The sequence below is a fragment of the Pacificispira sp. HM-600 genome (assembly GCF_977993705.1).
Window position 1 is genome coordinate 325,649 of the sequence record NZ_OZ388079.1, and the last position, 16,387, is coordinate 342,035.

The window sequence follows — 16,387 nt, forward strand, 5'->3', positions numbered from 1 at the left end:
ACTGTCCCGAGGCCGCTCGTGCCCCGGCTCAGCCGATTCCGGCGTCCCAGTCCCGGTAGGGATCCCACCCCTGGGGCGCCCGGGGCTCGCCGTCGAGCAGCAACGGATACGCCCCAGCCGCGGTGACACCGCCGATCACGCGGAATCCCTCCGGCACGTCCGAGCCGCGGGGGAAGGTCGCCAGCAACGCATGGTCCTCGCCGCCATCGATGGCCCAGCGCGAATCGCCGCCGACCTCGGTGGTGCGAAGCGCGAGCGTCACCCCGGATGCCTCCGCCAGGCGCGTCGCGTCCAGGGCGAGACCGTCCGACACGTCCATCATGGCGGTGGCCCCGGCACCCGCCGCCGCGACCCCCTGTTCGATCGGCGGTGACGGGCGCAGCTGAGCGTCGAGCGCCTCGAGCTCGAGCGCGTTCAGCGTCGTCCGGTCGACCGCGATCGGGCCCGAGGCATCCGTGAATCGGGAGAACAGCAGATCGATCCCGCGTGCCGCCACGCCGGCCTCGCCCGCGAGTGCCACGATGTCGCCCGGGCGCGCGCCCGAGCGCAGCACCGGCGCGCGGCCCTCGAGCGACCCGAGGGCCGTCACGGCGATCGTGAGGGTGGACGAGATGGTCAGGTCGCCGCCGATCACGGCGCAACCGGGCGCAAGCGACGCGCAACACGCCGCGAGTCCCTCCGCGAGACCGCGGACGAACGACAGCCGAGTATCGGCGGGCATCGCCAGCGCGACGAGTAGGCCGGTCGGGCGTGCCCCCATCGCGGCGATGTCGGCGAGATTCACCGCGGCCGCCTTCCACCCCAGATCCGTGCCCGACGACCACGCCAGCCTAAAGTCCGGGCCGTGGACGAGCGTGTCGGTCGTCGCGACGACCCGACCGTCCGGCGCCCGCAGGACCGCAGCGTCGTCGCCGGGCCCCACCTCGGATCCCTCAGCCGTGCCGATGCTCGCGAGGATCGTGTGCAGGATGGCGGATTCGGCGAGGTCGCCCACGCGCGGATCGTCGGGCTCGGTCATCCCTCCACGCTAGCCTGGAGGGGTGTCTCTGCGTCGCCTGCTCGTCCTCTCGACCGCGGTGGTCGTGTCGGCGGGACTGCTCAGCGGGTGCACCTCACCCGTCGCGATGCAGCCCGCGCCGAGCGCGAACGATCCGCTCTGCGCCGAGGTGTCGGTGCGACTGCCGGACACTCTCGACGGCAAGGAGCGGCGTCAGACGGATGCCCAGGCCACGGGCGCGTGGGGCGACCCGGCCGCCGTGCTGCTGACGTGCGGGCTCGAGCCGCCGGGTCCGACGACCCTCCCCTGCAGCACGGTCGATGGCGTCGACTGGATCATCGAGGACCTCGGCGACTTCCGATTCCGTGTCACCACGTTCGGGCGTACGCCAGCGGTCGAGCTCTATCTCGACACGAACGTCGACACGGGCGTTTCGAGCGCCGTCGTGCTCGAGTCGCTCGCCTCGGCCGTCGGGCGGCTGCCCACCGATGGGGCCTGCACCGACGCACCCGTTCCGTAACCGCCGTGCCGCGAGCCCACAGAACGCCGGTCAGGCGCGCTCGAGAGCCGTGTCGACGAGTTCTGTGATGAGCTCCGCGTACGACATGCCCGACGCGATCCAGCACTTCGGGAACATCGAGATCGGCGTGAACCCCGGCATCGTGTTCAGTTCGTTCACGACGAGTCCGTCTGACGTCAGGAAGAAGTCCACGCGGGCAAGGCCTCGCCCATCGACAGCCTCGAAAGCCCGTGCGCCGAGCGCCTGGATCACCTCGATCTCGGATGCGTCGAGCTCGGCCGGGCAGCGCACGTCGACCCCGTCGCCGCCGAGGTACTTGCCCTCGAAGTCGTAGAACTCGCGGGTCGTCAGCACGACCTCACCAGGCAGCGACGACCGAGCGGGCGCTCCTCGACGTCCCTCCAGCACCGCGACCTCGATCTCACGCCCGACGAGAGCCGACTCGATCAGCACTTTGTCGTCCTCGGCAAAGGCCAGGGCGAGGGCGTCATCGAATTCCCCCGGATGATGGACCTTCGACACACCGACACTCGACCCGGCACGCGCGGGCTTGACGAACAGAACGTCTCCGAGCGCCGCGGCATCCGTCCGTACCGCTTCGGGGTCGCTGTCCCAGCGGGCGCGCCGCACGGTCACCCAGGGAGCCACCGGCACGCCCTCGGCCTGCAGCGCGATCTTCATGAAGTGCTTGTCCATGCACAGCGCAGAATCGAGCACCCCGCCACCGGCATAGGGCAGCTGAAGGGTATCCAGGAACCCCTGGATCGTGCCGTCTTCGCCGTGCAGCCCGTGCAGGATCGGCAGGACGACGTCGATCGCACCGAGATCCTCGACCGCACCGTCGGCGCGGCGCACCCGCAGCTCGCGAGCCGAACCGCCCTCGGGCCAGACGATGCGGGTGCCGTTGTCGACGACCTCCGGCAGCTTCTCGGCGTCGAGGGCGAACTTGTCGGGATCGTCGTCTTCGAGAACGAACACACCATCGCGGGTGATGCCGATCGGGATCACGCGATACCGCTCGCGATCAATCGCCCGCAGTACCCCGCCCGCCGTTGCGGAGCTGATCGAGTGCTCGCTGGAGCGACCGCCAAAGAGCACCGCCACCGCCGGTTTGTGCATTCTGCGTCCTCTCGCCCCGGGGGGTGTCATCGTCGGTGGTCAGGTGTGGCGCGATCTGTTGCGGCTTCATCGTTCCATCGAGCACGCGCTTGACCTGCTCGACGATCGGCATCTCGACGCCGACCTCTTTCGCGAGCTGGAGCACGGGAGCAACGGATGCGAGTCCCTCGGCCGTCTGCTGCATCTGCTTCACGACGTCCTGGAACGAGTATCCCTGACCGAGCAGTCGGCCCGCCGTGTTGTTCCGCGACAGCGGAGACTGGCACGTGGCGATCAGGTCGCCGAGGCCCGCTAGGCCCTGGAGCGTCTCGGGTTGCGCGCCGTACGCGACGGCGAAGTCGGTCATCTCGACCAGCCCGCGCGTGATGATCGATGCCTTTGTGTTCTCGCCGTAGCCGACGCCGTCGACGATGCCGATCGCGACGGCGATGAGGTTCTTCAGCACGCCGCCGAACTCGGTGCCGATGACATCCGTGTTCACGAACGAGCGGAAGTAGGTATTGCGGGCCCGACGCGCCACGGCGTCGGCGGTTTCTTGGCTCGTCGACGAGATGACAGCGGCCGTGGGCTGCTCGCGGGCGATCTCGAGGGCCAGATTCGGTCCGGATGCCACGGCGATGCGATCGGGGTTGCAGGCGAGCTCTTGCTCGATGACCTGACTCATCCGCATACCCGAACGCCGCTCGACGCCTTTCATCAGGCTGATGAGCAGGGCGTCGTTGTCGGCGACGAGGGGACGGACGGCCTTGAGGCTCTCACGGAGCGCCTGGCTCGGCACCGAGAGGTAGATCTGCGTCGCACCGTCGAGGGCCTCGGAGAGATGCGGCGTGGCGGTCATAGATCGCGGCAGATTGACGCCGGGCAGGTACTCGCTGTTGCGCTTACCCTCGGCGATCTCGTGCGCGAGCTCGGGGCGACGCGCCCACATCGTGACCGAGGCGCCACCGTCGGCCAGGATCTTGCCGAAGGTCGTGCCCCAGCTGCCCGCGCCGATGACAGCCACCTGGGGACCATCCGGAGCTTTACGACTCAAAGCGACCCGTCTCTTTCTGCGCGTGCGTGGCCGGGTTCCAGCGAACGGGCGGCGCTTTCTCGTCGCGCAACTCTTCCAGCAGCGACGCGATCGCGTTCATCAGGCGATCGGTCGCTTCCACGAGAGCCGCCGGATGGTGCTCGCGGCCCGCGAAGTCGGAGAGATCGATCGGATCGCCGACGAGCACGTCCACGGGCTTACGCGGCGGCCAAAAGCTCAGCTTCTTGCCGTAACGCGGCATGATCTCCTGCGCTCCCCAGTGCGCCATCGGGATGAGCGGGGCGCCGGAATCGAGCGCCAGACGCACCGCACCCGTCTTGCCGCGCATCGGCCAGAGGTCGGGATCGCGCGTGAGTGTGCCCTCGGGATAGACGACCACGCTGCTGCCCGTCGTCGCGAGCCGCTCCGCACCCGAGAGCGTGTCACGGGCCGAGGTGGACGTGGACTGGCGCTGCACGGGAACCATGCCGGTAGCGGTCAGCGCCCAGCCGAGGACGGGAACGCGGAACAGACTCTCTTTGACCAGGAACCGGGGCGCACGGCCGATCATCCAGACAGAGACGGACACGATAACCGGATCGAACTCGCTGTAGTGGTTGGGGGCGAGGACGAACGACCCCTCGGTGGGGATCTTCTCCGCGCCGCGGATCCGGATGCGCGCGAAGTACTTGGTCACCGGCACGAGTATTCCGCCGAGCAGCCAGAAGACGCTCGGTCGGGACTTCTCGGGAGAGATGCGGCGGGTCCGGCTCACCGGGTCACCCGACGATGTCGAAGTCGGCGCCGAGCGCGGTGAGCTTGTCGAAGAACTTCTCGTAACCCCGACTGATGATGCCGACGCCCGACACGCGGGATTCGCCCTGGGCTGCCAGCGCAGCGACAACGTATGAGAACCCTCCGCGCAGGTCGGGCACTTCGATCTCGGCGCCGGTCAGCGGCGTGGGACCGTTGATCACGGCGGCCTGCTCGAGCTCACGACGGGGCACGCGACGCGCGCCGCCTTCAAGACCGTGGGGGTGCACGACGATGTCGGCGCCCATCTTGACCAGCGCCTGCGTGAAGCCGAGACGGTTCTCATACACCGTCTCGTGCACCGTCGACTCTCCCTCGGCCTGGGTCAGCGCCACGATCAGAGGCTGCTGCCAGTCGGTCATGTATCCGGGGTGCACGTCCGTCTCGACGATGACCGGCTTGATCGATCCGTCACGGCGGAACAGGATGCCGTCTTCGCGGATGTCGAACCATCCGCCGGCCTTGCGGAAGACGTTGAGGAACGTGAGCAGGTCCTGCTGCTTCGCGCCCGCGACGAAGATCTCGCCATCTGTTGCGAGAGCGGCACAGGCCCACGAGACGGCCTCGTTGCGGTCGAAGATCGAGCGGTGGTCGTAGCCGCGCAGCGACTCGACACCCTCGATCAGGATCACGCGGTTGGGTTCGTACGAGATGATCGCGCCCATCTTCTGCAGCACCGCGATCAGATCCATGATCTCGGGCTCGATGGCAGCGTTCTTGAGCTCGGTGATGCCCTTGGCCTTGACAGCGGTGAGCAGCACCTGCTCCGTCGCGCCGACGCTCGGGTACGGGAGCTCGATGTTCGCACCGTGCAGCCCGTTCGGCGCCGTGATGCGGATGCCCTCGTAGCTCTTGTCGACGATCGCCCCGAACGCGCGAAGTGCATCCATGTGGAAGTTGATCGGTCGGTCACCGATGCGGCATCCGCCGAGGTCCGGAATCAGCGCCTCGCCGAGCAGGTGCAGCAGCGGCCCACAGAACAGGATCGGGATGCGTGAGGCACCGGCGTGCGCGTCGATCTCTTCGAAGTGAGCCGATGCCGCGCCGCTGGGGTCGAAAACGAGGCTGCCGGGCTCTTCGCCATCCGTCACCGTGACGCCGTGCACCTCGAGAAGCGAGCGGACCACCGCGACGTCGCTCAGTTCGGGAACGTCCCGCAGGATGCTGGGGGTCTCGCCGAGAAGCGCCGCCACCATCGCCTTGGTGACGAGGTTCTTCGCGCCCTTGACCTCGATCGTTCCCCGTAGTGGACGACCACCGCGGATCGCCAGGACCTCTGCACTCACTTTCGCGCTCCGTCCTGGCCCCGACTTCTTGTTGCCCGCCGTGTCGTTCAGGAGTGTCGTCATGCGGTGCAGCCTTACTGTGCGGGAAGCGGCGGCACCGGTAAAGTGCGTGGCCTCCAGGATTCGCGTCGCGCTTCGTAGGCGGCGATCTTGTCTTCGTTCCGAAGGGTCAGCCCGATGTCATCGAGCCCCTCCATGAGACGCCACCTAGTGTAATCATCGATCTCGAACGGAACCCGGATATCGGCGATCACGACCTCGCGCGCCTCGAGATCCACCGTCATCTGCACACCGGGATTGGCTTCGATAACCGCCCAGATCCGCTCGACGTCGGCCTCGGAGACCACACCTGTGAGGAGGCCTTGTTTTCCGGCGTTGCCGCGGAAGATGTCGGCGAAACGGGGGCTCAGAACAACCGTGAAGCCGAAGTCGCGGAGCGCCCAGACGGCGTGCTCGCGGCTCGATCCGGTACCGAAGTCGGGTCCTGTGACGAGGACGGATGCTCCCAGATACGCGGGCTGGTTGAGCACGAACTCGGGGTCCTGGCGCCAGGACGCGAACAGTGCGTCCTCGAAGCCGGTCTTGGTGACGCGCTTCAGATACACGGCCGGGATGATCTGGTCGGTGTCGACGGCGGAACGGCGCAGCGGCGCGGCGATGCCCGTGTGGGTTGCGAACTTGTCCATGTCAGATCTCCCCCGCCTCGACGCGCGCGTAAATCGGTGTGTCTTCGTCGGCGATCACGTCGGCTTCGCGCACTTCGTCAACAAGATCGCTCGGGCTCGACAGCGTGCCGCGAATGGCGGTGGCCGCCGCGACGAGGGGCGAAACGAGGTGCGTGCGTCCGCCCTTGCCCTGACGTCCCTCGAAGTTGCGGTTGCTCGTCGAGGCGCACCGCTCCCCCGGCGCGAGCTGGTCGGGGTTCATGCCGAGGCACATCGAGCACCCGGCGAACCGCCACTCGGCGCCGAAGTCCGTGATGATCTTGTCGAGGCCCTCGGCCTCGGCCTCGAGCCGCACGCGCGCGGAGCCGGGCACGACCATGACGCGGACGCCTTCGGCCTTCTTGCGTCCCTCGATGATGGATGCGAAGGCGCGCAGGTCCTCGATGCGGCTGTTCGTGCAGGAGCCCATGAAGACGGCGTCGACCGGGACATCCTTCATCCGCGTTCCGGCCTTCAGATCCATGTACTCCAGCGCCCGCTCGGCGGCGGCACGCTCGTTGGGGTCAGCGATGTCTGCGGGCGTGGGCACGACGTCGCTCAGCGAGACGCCCTGACCGGGGTTGGTGCCCCACGTCACGAAGGGTTCGAGTTCGTTCGCGTCGAGGAAGACCTCTGCGTCGTAGACGGCGCCCTCGTCGGACGGAAGCGTGCGCCAGTAAGCGACGGCATCCTCCCAGTCCTGACCCTGCGGCGCGTGGTCGCGACCCTGGACGTACGCGAAGGTCGTCTCGTCGGGCGCGACCATGCCCGCGCGCGCGCCGGCTTCGATCGACATGTTGCAGATCGTCATCCGGCCCTCCATGGAGAGGGAACGGATGGCGCTGCCCCGGTACTCGAGCACATAGCCCTGGCCTCCGTTGGCACCGATCTTCGCGATGATCGCGAGGATGATGTCCTTCGCGGTCACACCGGGCTTCAGGTCACCCTCGACCGTGATCGCCATCGTCTTGAAGGGCTTCAGCGGCAGCGTCTGGGTCGCCATGACGTGCTCGACCTCGCTCGTGCCGATACCGAAGGCCATCGCACCGAACGCGCCGTGGGTGCTCGTGTGCGAGTCACCGCAGACGACCGTGATGCCCGGCATCGTCAGGCCCAGCTGCGGACCGACGACGTGCACGATGCCCTGTTCCTTGTCGCCGAGCGAGTGCAGACGCACGCCGAACTCCTCGGCGTTGCGGCGCAGGGTCTCGATCTGCGTGCGGCTGGTGAGGTCCGCGATCGGTTTGTCGATGTCCAGCGTCGGCGTGTTGTGATCCTCGGTCGCGATCGTCAGATCGAGGCGGCGCAGCGGGCGGCCCTCCGCGCGCAGGCCGTCGAAGGCCTGGGGGCTCGTGACCTCGTGCACCAGGTGCAGGTCGATGTAGATCAGGTCGGGTTCGCCGTTGTCGCCCTTGACGACGAGATGGTCGTCCCAGACCTTCTCGGCCAGGGTGCGCGGGGCATCGGGCATGCGTGCGGCGATCTGCGCTGCGGATGGTTCCGCCGTGCTGGACGCGGTGAACGTGGATTCGGGGGTGCTCATATCAGTCGTTCTCTCCTGTGAGGGTGATCAAGCCCGCGACAGACTCCGCGACGAGTGAGGCCTGGAACTAGGACTCGTCGCGGCCGCTAAGGAGAAGGCGAGCGATCAGCATCCGGCCAGGCTACCACCGCGCGGCCGACGCTCGGCGTCGCGCGCGTGATGCCCGTGCACCTCCGAACCGGCACATCCGTCGCCAACCGCTACGGATCCTGTGCCGGTTAGCGACGAATGTGCCGGTTCGAGGATCAGCGCGCGTCGGGCGCCGGTGGCTGCTCGACGGTCGGCGGTGTGCCCTTTTCGTCCGCGACGACGGCGGCCGCCGCGGTCGGCGTACCGGCGGGGGCGTCGGCGACAGCGGTTTCCGCGGCATCCGGCGATTCCCCTGCACCGGCCGCGTTGCGGTTGCGTGCGGAGGCGATGAGGCTCGCCACGGTCGCGACAACCATGGATGCCACGATCACTCCGAGCGACGTCCACGTCGAGATTTCCGGCGCCCACTCGATGGGCTCGCCTCCGTTGATGAAGGGCAGTTCGTTGACGTGCATCGCTTGCAGAACAAGCTTCACGCCGATGAACGCGAGGATGAACGCGATGCCGTAGTGCAGGTAGCGCAGGCGGTCGAGCAGGTCGCCGAGCAGGAAGTAGAGCTGGCGAAGGCCCATCAGCGCGAAAATGTTCGCGGTGAACACGATGAACGGACTCGTCGTGATACCAAAAATCGCGGGGATCGAGTCGATCGCGAACAGCAGATCAGTCACGCCAATCGCTGCGAACACGATGATCATCGGCGTCCACATCTTCTTACCGTTGATCACGGTGCGGACCTTCTTGCCGTCGTACTCGTCGCTGATGTCGATCGTGCGGCGGAGCATCCGCACGATGAAGTTCTCACGCTTGACCTCTTCGCCATGGTCGCCCGGGAATGCCTGGCGAATCGCGGTCCAGACGAGGAACGCGCCGAAGATGTAGAAGATCGGGCTGAAGTTCTCGATCACGGCGGCGCCGACCAGGATGAACGCGCCGCGCAGCACGAGCGCGATGATGATGCCCACCATCAGCACTTCCTGCTGGTAGCGGCGTGGCACCGAGAATTGGCTCATGATCAGCACGAACACGAACAGGTTATCGATCGACAGGCTGTATTCGGTCAGCCATCCGGCCACGAACTGCCCCGCGAACTCGCCCCCCGCGAAGATCCACATCAACCCCGCGAAGATCAGCGCGAGAGTGACGTAGAAGACGACCCAGAGCGTCGATTCGCGTGTCGAGGGGATGTGCGGGCGCTTGAGAATCAGCAGCAGGTCAGCGGCCAAGATCAGCGTCAGCACGACGAGCGAGCCGATCTCGAACCACAGGGGAAGTTCCAGGTCCATGAGGGCCTTTCAAAAGGGAGGGAAGGTCAGTCGAAGACGAAAGTCTCTCCCTCGTCCGGATCGTGCCGGGCGGCACACACCCGGGGCCGCGTCGTCGGGACCCGTGATGACGGATGTGCGCTGTCGGGATACTCCCTCTCGCATCGGCAAGCCTACTGCGCGCCAAACTGGTCTGAGACGATCGGTCCGATGTCGACACCTGCAGGGTGAGAGACAATGAGCGGCAACCGCACCACCCTGGGGTGGGGCGGTGCGCCGAAGACACCGTACAGCGCGGGCCGAGTGGCGGGATGGTGGACGTGAGCGACAGGATGCTGGTGGCACAGGCCGCCGCGGGCAGCGAGCACGCTTTTCGCGCCCTCTACGCGGCGTACGCGAAGCCCGTGTACTGGATCGCGCATCGGCTGCTGCAGGATGCTTCCGACGCCGAGGACGTAACCCAGGAGACGTTCGTGGTGGCATGGCGGAAGCTGCCCTCGCTCGAGCTGGCGAGTGATTCGCTACTGCCGTGGCTCAGCACGATCTGCCGCTTCCAGGCGGCGAATCGGATGCGTGCCCGCAGGCGCGAGCGTGAGCACTCGGGCGCCGTGGCCGATGAGAACCTGCCCGACACGATCGATGTCGAGCAGCAGATCATCGACGCCGAGGTGGCCGAGCGCATCATGCGTGAGGTCGAAGGGTTGTCACCGCTCGATCGCGAGATCTTCGTTCTGTGCGCATCGGGTGGATACGCCTACCAGGCCGCCGCCGACGAGCTCGGTGTTGCACACGGTGTGGTCCGCAATCGTCTCTCGCGAATCCGCACGCGCATGCGGACGGCCATCGGAGAGACGACATGAACACCACGCAGGATGCTTCGGGCGCCGACGCGCTGCCCGAGATCAGCAACGAGACGCTCAAGCGGATCGAGACTGCGGTATTCGCAGACATCGCCGCAGACCGGCAACGACGCCGCGCCCGGCGCGGACGGGTGTGGGCCGGTGTCGGAGCGGCCGCTACCGTCGTCGTCGCCGCCGCCGCGATCGTCGGCCCCTCACTTGGCGGCGGATCGGGCGGATTCTCTGGCGCGGCGGACGAAGCCGGCCAGCCCGCCATCGGCCAGGTTCAGGACGGCGATATGGCCCTCGTACCCGAGTACGTGGACGGCGCGCGAGCAGACGGCAGCATGATCGCCGGCAGCGCCGTGGACGGCGCCACGATCGAGGGCGGCGGCGCACCGGCCGAGTCCGATGCATCCGGTGTTCGTGAACTGATCGCGTCGGGGTCGCTCAGCATGCGCGTAGACGACATCGGCACCTCCGCGGCGGCAGTTGCGGATGCTGCGGAGGCACGCGGCGGATATGTCGAGAGCCTGAACGTCGGCACCAACGGCATGGTGATGGATATCGACGGCATGACGACGATGCCCGCGGCTCCCAACGGAGCGTGGGTTCTGGTGCGCGTGCCCGCCGATCAGCTGACCGAGATGATGGACGAACTCTCATCCCTCGGTGAGGTGACGGCGTCGAACATCTCCCGGCAGGACGTGACCGAGCAGGCGGTGGACCTGCGCGCCCGAATCACGTCAGCCGAGACATCCGTCGCCCGTCTGACCGAGCTGATGTCGCAAAGCGCGTCTGTGGCCGACCTGATCGCCGCCGAGTCGGCGCTCGCCGAGCGGCAGGCGACCTTGGAGTCCCTGCAGCAGCAGCTCGAGATGCTCGAGAGCCAGGTCGAGATGTCGAGCTTGAGCGTCGATCTGACGCTCGCGCAAGAAAACGTCGAGGCGGACCCCGCCGGTTTCGGCGACGGTCTGGTCGCGGGATGGAACGGGCTGATCGCGACCCTCAACGGCATCGTGATCGGACTCGGCTTCCTCCTCCCCTGGATCGTCGTCATCGCGGTTGCGGGCACGATCGTCTGGGCCATTGGCCGGGCGATCCGGCGCGGGCGGACTCGACGGGCGGAGGTGCGCGCACGCGAGACCGTCGCGTCGTCAACGGGTCGCGACGGCGAAGGCTGACCCCGCGGCGCGACTGATCGTCGCGCACGCGCGGGTCGAGTGACCGGCGTTACGAGAACTGCATCTCCCCTGCCTGCTCGAAGATCAGGTCGAATACCTCGCCCATGATCATGCTGGCGTAGACGACCCCGACGATCAGGCTCAGAAGCGTGACCGCGATCCAAACCCAGACCGGCACCAATCCTTTGCCGGTCTGACGGCGCAGGATCACGCCCCGTCCGATCACGTACACACCGTTCGTGATGACCAGTGCCAGGAACGCCCACGCCCAGTGGAACGGCTTCTGGATGCCGCGACGCTTCAGTTCGCGCCAGTCGAGCCAGGCGCACAGGATGCCGATACCGACCACGACGTAGCCGACGACGCTGAGGGCGAGCGACGCGAGAGTCATGCCGATGGACGGCAGCATCGGGTTGGCGGTGTCGAGCGACGACATATCCATGCTCGACTCGAGATATCCGCGCCAGTCGATCAGGAAGATCGTCGGCAGCGTCACGAGCGGGAGGAGCACGACGAGCCAGATCCAGACGGTGTTGGTCTGGATGTCGGTGCGAAGCGGCGCGGTCGGTACGGCGGGAGCCTGCGGGTACGCAGCGGTGTACGGGGCGCCCGCGGTCTGCGGAACAGATGCGGATGCCGCGGGTGCCGCGTGCTCCGTCCACCCGGTGCCGTCCCACCACCGCTGCCACGACGCATCCGTCGGGTCGGGGTACCAGCCTGCGGGAACGTTCGTTGGTGTGGTGTCCGACATCGTCGCCTCTCGTCGTTCTTCTCGAGTTCGTGGTCCTCGGATGCGCCGAGCGCATCGACAGTGGGAACCGAAGAGTTTACCCAGGGCTCACGCGAGGAGTTTCGCCTTCGCGGCCCGGAACTCGTCGTCGCTCAGGACTCCGGCATCCTTCAGCGCGGCGAGCTTCTGCACCTCGCCGACGAGATCGAAGGCGGGAGCGGGCGCCGGCGCGGCGGGCGCTTGAGTTGCAGCTTGCGCGGCGGCGGCCTGCGCGGCCGTGTCAATGTGGGCCTGCTGCTGCGCGGCGCGGTGCTGCTCCTGCTCGTATTGGTCTTGCGCGCGGTGCTGCTGGCGGCCGGACATCGCACCGCTGACGGCCGAGGCAGTGCCGGCGGCGACCGAGGTGCGGGCGGCGAGCCCGAGCAACCTCGAGCGCAAGCAGAACCGCGGACGTTCCGGGTTCGACGAGTTCCGAGAGCTCGGCGATGTCTTCTTCACCGACGATGCCGACCACGGCGAGCTAGACTCCCTCGAACCCGTAGTCGTCCGCCTCGTCCACGATCTCGACAACCGTGAGAGTGCCGTGCTCGTCACGCGAGATCAGCACCAGATCGAGCAAGCGAACGAGCCCCGCGTCGAGGACCTCCGCGAGCGCGTCGACAACGCCCGGTGAGGGACGTTCATTCTCCAGGCCGACGAGATACAGCTCGACGACCGTATGCGAACGCAACCATGGCACGCCTTCCGGGTATGGGTGTGCTGCTCATCCTGACACTGCGTCGAGGCTCGCCGCCACCCGCTGTCGTCGCGGGCTCAGCGCAGGAAGTCGGTGGGGTCGAATTCGTCGATCGGGATGACCCGGATGCGCGGGAGCGGCGCGTCGAAGACGTGTGCGTCGTATTCGAGATCGAACTTCTCGAGACTCGCGAGGGTGCCGAAGCCGGCGTTGCGGAACTCCGAGAACGCGGCGACACCGACGCGGCGATCGGCCGCGAGCAGAGCTCCGAGGTCGTGCAAGAAGTCGCCGTCGTGGCTGACGAGCATCACGTCTTCCGGGCGAGCGAGCAGCGCCTGCAAGGTGCGTTGGATGGCGATGTCGACGACCTTCTCGTCGGGCGAACCCGACAACGGCACGACGATGTAGTCCATGGCTTTCAGCGCCTGGACGAAAGGCATCGGGATGCCCATCGAGGCGTTCAGGAAGAACACCCCGCGGGCCGACTGTGCCCACTGGCGCTCGGCGAAGTCGAGGAGGCGGTCCCAGCGAGGGCGCTCGTCCGGCTGTGGGCGGCGTCCGAGGATGGACCCGCCGAGCGTCGCGTCGATGTTCTCGCCATCGACGAGCACCCAGGTCGTGCGGGCGTCGGTGTCGTTCACGTGGCTCCTCAGTGCGACGGCCCACCCGAAGTGATCGGGACTGGGCGCAGGCGCCGGAGCGCCTCGTCCCGATCCTAGAGGCACGCTCCCGGAGCGACGGCGCTCGCCCCCTCACACGAACGGACGCGACACGCCGCGTCACCCGGAGAGGGTGCGGCGTGTCGCGTCCGTTCAGCGCGGGGCGGACCTTACGGCGTCGGCATGCCACCGTTGACGTTGAGGGTCTCGCCGATGACGTAGCTCGATTCGGCCGACGCCAGGAATACGTACGCGGGTGCCAGCTCGGCCGGCTGGCCCATGCGTCCGAGCGGCGTCTGCTCGCCGAACGTCGGGAGCGCCTCCTGCGGCTGGCCGCCGCTCGGCTGCAGCGGCGTCCAGATCGGGCCTGGTGCGACCGCGTTCACGCGGATGCCCTTCGGTGCAAGCTGCTGCGACAGGCCCTTGGTGAAGTTGTTGATCGTCGCCTTCGTCGAGGCATAGTCGACGAGCTTCTCGGACGGAGAGTACGCCTGGATCGACGTCGTGTTGATGATGGTCGCGCCCGGCTTCAGGTGCTGCAGCGCGGCCTTCGTGATCCAGAACATTGCGTAGACGTTCGTCTTGAAGGTGTCGTCGAACTGCTCGTCGGTGACGTCCGCGAGGTCTTCGACGGCGACTTGCTTGCCGCCGTTGTTCACGAGGATGTCGAGGCCTCCGAGCTTCTCGACCGACTGCGCGACAAGATCACGGCAGTAAGCCGGGTCACGGAGGTCGCCGGGCAACTGCACGACATTCGCGCCGGCCTCGGTGAGGATTGCGGCGATGCGGTCGGCATCCTGATTCTCTTCGGGCAGGTACGACATGGCGACATCCGCTCCCTCGCGCGCGAACGCGATCGCGGTGGCGGCCCCGATTCCCGAGTCCGCGCCCGTGATGAGAGCCTTACGACCGGCCAGTCGCCCGGTGCCACGGTAGGTCTCTTCGCCAAGGTCGGCTTTGTCGGTGAGCTCGGCATCCAATCCGGGCTCCGACATCTTCTGCTTTTCGGGCTCGATGCCCGCGTACAGCTTCGCGGGATCGGTCAGGGTGTACTGGTCTCGTGACATGGGTTCTCCGTCGTCTCGATTGCGGCGATGCGGTCGGCGGAACAGGACGTCCGCCACGACCGGTTGTGTCCGGCGTCAGCCACGGTACGGACGCCTAGCCGCATCTGTTCCGGGGTTGCGGAACACGACTCGCCCCGCTAGTAGAGCGGGCTGCGCGTCAGGCGGTGCGGGAGACGAGCGCCCGCTCGCGCCAGATGGGCGCGGTACGGGCCAGGACCTTCCGCCACGGGGACGCGGTCAGGCCGAGGGTCTCGGTCGTCGCGCTCGCGTCCACGGCGAAGGGTGCATCGAATTGGTAAAGGACGCCCGCGAGTTCTCGCAAGGTCGGCGAGACAACGCCCGCGGTATGCAGGAGGCCGCGCGGGACGCGTCGCAATCGCGGTTCGTCGGCACCGGCGACTCGGGCGAGTTGACTCAAGACCTCCCGCGTCGAAAGCGGGACGCTCGATGGCACGAGCCACGGTGAGCCCCACGCGCGACGGTCTGCGCCGAGCGTGATGAGAGTCGCTGCGATGTCGTCGACGGCCGTCCAGGCGTGCGGCTGATCAGGGTCTGCGAAGACCCAGGCCATGCGGTCGGCGAGGGCCGCGTTCGCATAGAAGGCGAGCACCGAGCTACGGGCCCGGGCGGTCGGGCCGATGTAATCCGACGCGCGGGCCTCGGTCGCCCTCACCCGACCGGCTTCGTGGGACGCGAGCACCTCTTCCCACATGCGCGCCCGCAGAGTTCCTTTGGGGTCAGTGGGTCTGAGCGGCATGTCGCGGGTCATCGGCACGGTCACGGGGCCGTAGCCGTAGAGGTTTCCAAGGATGACCAGCACGGCACCGGACGATTCCGCGGCGCGCAGGATGGATGCGGCCAGGGGCGGCCAGACACGCTTCCACTGCGGACACAAGTCGGGGTTCGCGCAGTTGTAGATGACGGTTGCCCGTTTCGCGACGATCGCCAGGGCGACCGCGTCGGAAGCGTCTGCCGCGATCCGCTGAATGAGCGGATGCTCGGGCCCGGAGCCGGAGCGCGTGATGAGACGAACGCGGCGGCCGTCACGGGCGAGTCTGTGCGCGACGGCTACACCGACGGGGCCGGCTCCAATGACGACATGCAGCTCAGCGGCCACATGCCCATCCTGGCATGCGTCGCGCCATCAAGGCCAGCGTCTTCGAGTGGGATGCTGGGTGTGGAACTTTCTCAGCAGTCACAGGAGTGCCACATGAATCGTCACGTCGTACTGGCGTTCATCGCCGATGTTCTTCTCGTCGTCGTGTTCGCCGCCATCGGTCGGGCGAGTCACGATGAGGGGGTGTTCGGTCCGGGAGGAGGCGGCCTGCTCGAGACGTCGTGGCCGTTCCTCGTTGCCCTGGTGGCGGGCTGGCTCATCACGCTGGCATGGCGCCGGCCGTTCGCGCCCGTCCGGACAGGGCTGGGCATGTGGATCATCACGGTCATCGGCGGGATGGTGCTCCGCGCCGTCAGCGGGCAGGGCACTGCGCTCGCGTTCATCATCGTCGCGGCGGTCACTCTGCTGGTGCTGCTCGTCGGCTGGCGCATGATGGGGTGGGTGGTCGCGTGGGTCCTGGCCCGGGCGCAAACCCGGCGGCTCGTCGACTGACCACCGTCGTTCGACGTCCGATGTTCCGGCCTCTGCGAGGATCGAACCGTGCCCAGCAGCTTCACCGTGGCGACCCGGACCGCTTCATGGACGAGCAGACACGTGGCCCGTTTCGGTCGTTTCGTCACGAGCATGTTTTTCGCTCGGAGGTTCCCGCACGGTGATGCTCGACACGCTCACGGTCGGTTCCCCCACCTTCGGGGTTCCCGCCTTCGGG

The 16,387-nt window shown here is 67.4% G+C and carries 18 protein-coding genes; 4 read left to right on the forward strand and 14 right to left on the reverse strand.

The genetic code is table 11. The features are described 5' to 3' along the window. Positions 1–28 precede the first annotated feature (28 nt). Positions 29–1,018: a thiamine-phosphate kinase gene (gene thiL, locus ACXZ1E_RS01540; RefSeq protein WP_458041706.1), complete on the reverse strand. Its 990-nt coding sequence runs from the start codon at positions 1,016–1,018 to the stop codon at positions 29–31. Between the two features lie 22 nt (positions 1,019–1,040). On the opposite strand from thiL, the gene ACXZ1E_RS01545 reads away from it, so the two are divergent. Then, entirely contained in the window at positions 1,041–1,517 is a 477-nt protein-coding gene (locus ACXZ1E_RS01545; protein ID WP_458041707.1) for a DUF3515 family protein, read from the forward strand. A gap of 30 nt (positions 1,518–1,547) precedes the next feature. On the opposite strand, the gene ACXZ1E_RS01550 is transcribed toward ACXZ1E_RS01545, so the two are convergent. From ACXZ1E_RS01550 to ACXZ1E_RS01580, 7 genes are all read right to left on the reverse strand, one after another. Beyond that, a complete protein-coding gene (locus ACXZ1E_RS01550) occupies positions 1,548–2,621 on the reverse strand; it encodes a D-alanine--D-alanine ligase family protein (protein ID WP_458352020.1) in 1,074 nt (357 codons plus the stop codon). After that, positions 2,542–3,639, reverse strand: a complete 1,098-nt coding sequence (locus tag ACXZ1E_RS01555; protein ID WP_458041709.1) for an NAD(P)H-dependent glycerol-3-phosphate dehydrogenase — start codon at positions 3,637–3,639, stop codon at positions 2,542–2,544. Before ACXZ1E_RS01555 ends, ACXZ1E_RS01550 begins: the two co-directional genes overlap by 80 nt. A gap of 19 nt (positions 3,640–3,658) precedes the next feature. After that, on the reverse strand, positions 3,659–4,423 hold the full coding sequence (locus tag ACXZ1E_RS01560; protein ID WP_458041710.1) for a lysophospholipid acyltransferase family protein: 765 nt from the start codon (positions 4,421–4,423) through the stop codon (positions 3,659–3,661). A 4-nt stretch (positions 4,424–4,427) separates the two neighbouring features. Next, positions 4,428–5,810, reverse strand: a complete 1,383-nt coding sequence (murA, locus tag ACXZ1E_RS01565; protein ID WP_458041711.1) for a UDP-N-acetylglucosamine 1-carboxyvinyltransferase — start codon at positions 5,808–5,810, stop codon at positions 4,428–4,430. An 11-nt stretch (positions 5,811–5,821) separates the two neighbouring features. After that, a complete protein-coding gene (leuD, locus tag ACXZ1E_RS01570; RefSeq protein WP_458041712.1) occupies positions 5,822–6,433 on the reverse strand; it encodes a 3-isopropylmalate dehydratase small subunit in 612 nt (203 codons plus the stop codon). A 1-nt stretch (position 6,434) separates the two neighbouring features. Further along, the gene (gene leuC / locus ACXZ1E_RS01575) at positions 6,435–7,922 is read right to left on the reverse strand and encodes a 3-isopropylmalate dehydratase large subunit (RefSeq protein ID WP_458042980.1); all 1,488 of its coding nucleotides are present in this window, start codon (positions 7,920–7,922) and stop codon (positions 6,435–6,437) included. A gap of 317 nt (positions 7,923–8,239) precedes the next feature. After that, complete coding sequence (locus ACXZ1E_RS01580; protein ID WP_458041713.1) at positions 8,240–9,367, reverse strand: TerC family protein; 1,128 nt, start codon at positions 9,365–9,367, stop codon at positions 8,240–8,242. A gap of 290 nt (positions 9,368–9,657) precedes the next feature. On the opposite strand from ACXZ1E_RS01580, the gene ACXZ1E_RS01585 reads away from it, so the two are divergent. Further along, a complete protein-coding gene (locus ACXZ1E_RS01585; RefSeq protein ID WP_458041714.1) occupies positions 9,658–10,206 on the forward strand; it encodes an RNA polymerase sigma factor in 549 nt (182 codons plus the stop codon). Continuing rightward, complete coding sequence (locus tag ACXZ1E_RS01590; RefSeq protein WP_458041715.1) at positions 10,203–11,369, forward strand: DUF4349 domain-containing protein; 1,167 nt, start codon at positions 10,203–10,205, stop codon at positions 11,367–11,369. The genes ACXZ1E_RS01585 and ACXZ1E_RS01590 overlap by 4 nt, the downstream gene beginning before the upstream one ends. Positions 11,370–11,418: 49 nt before the next feature. Here the strand turns inward: ACXZ1E_RS01590 and ACXZ1E_RS01595 are convergent, their stop codons facing one another. The 6 genes from ACXZ1E_RS01595 to ACXZ1E_RS01620 form a co-directional block, all read right to left on the reverse strand. Further along, on the reverse strand, positions 11,419–12,120 hold the full coding sequence (locus ACXZ1E_RS01595; protein ID WP_458041716.1) for a DUF2510 domain-containing protein: 702 nt from the start codon (positions 12,118–12,120) through the stop codon (positions 11,419–11,421). 87 nt (positions 12,121–12,207) lie between these two features. Next, positions 12,208–12,597: an SHOCT domain-containing protein gene (locus ACXZ1E_RS01600; protein ID WP_458041717.1), complete on the reverse strand. Its 390-nt coding sequence runs from the start codon at positions 12,595–12,597 to the stop codon at positions 12,208–12,210. Positions 12,598–12,619: 22 nt separating this feature from the next. Then, positions 12,620–12,838, reverse strand: a complete 219-nt coding sequence (locus tag ACXZ1E_RS01605) for a DUF6325 family protein (protein ID WP_458041718.1) — start codon at positions 12,836–12,838, stop codon at positions 12,620–12,622. A gap of 74 nt (positions 12,839–12,912) precedes the next feature. Next, positions 12,913–13,476, reverse strand: a complete 564-nt coding sequence (locus ACXZ1E_RS01610) for an NYN domain-containing protein (RefSeq protein WP_458041719.1) — start codon at positions 13,474–13,476, stop codon at positions 12,913–12,915. A gap of 188 nt (positions 13,477–13,664) precedes the next feature. Next, complete coding sequence (locus ACXZ1E_RS01615) at positions 13,665–14,561, reverse strand: SDR family oxidoreductase (RefSeq protein ID WP_458041720.1); 897 nt, start codon at positions 14,559–14,561, stop codon at positions 13,665–13,667. Between the two features lie 157 nt (positions 14,562–14,718). Beyond that, positions 14,719–15,678, reverse strand: a complete 960-nt coding sequence (locus ACXZ1E_RS01620; RefSeq protein WP_458041721.1) for an NAD-dependent epimerase/dehydratase family protein — start codon at positions 15,676–15,678, stop codon at positions 14,719–14,721. A 93-nt stretch (positions 15,679–15,771) separates the two neighbouring features. Between ACXZ1E_RS01620 and ACXZ1E_RS01625 the strand changes: the two genes are divergently transcribed. Continuing rightward, positions 15,772–16,170 carry a DUF3054 domain-containing protein gene (locus tag ACXZ1E_RS01625; protein ID WP_458041722.1) on the forward strand — a complete coding sequence of 133 codons (399 nt, stop codon included), beginning with the start codon at positions 15,772–15,774 and terminating at the stop codon, positions 16,168–16,170. Positions 16,171–16,387: the final 217 nt, after the last annotated feature.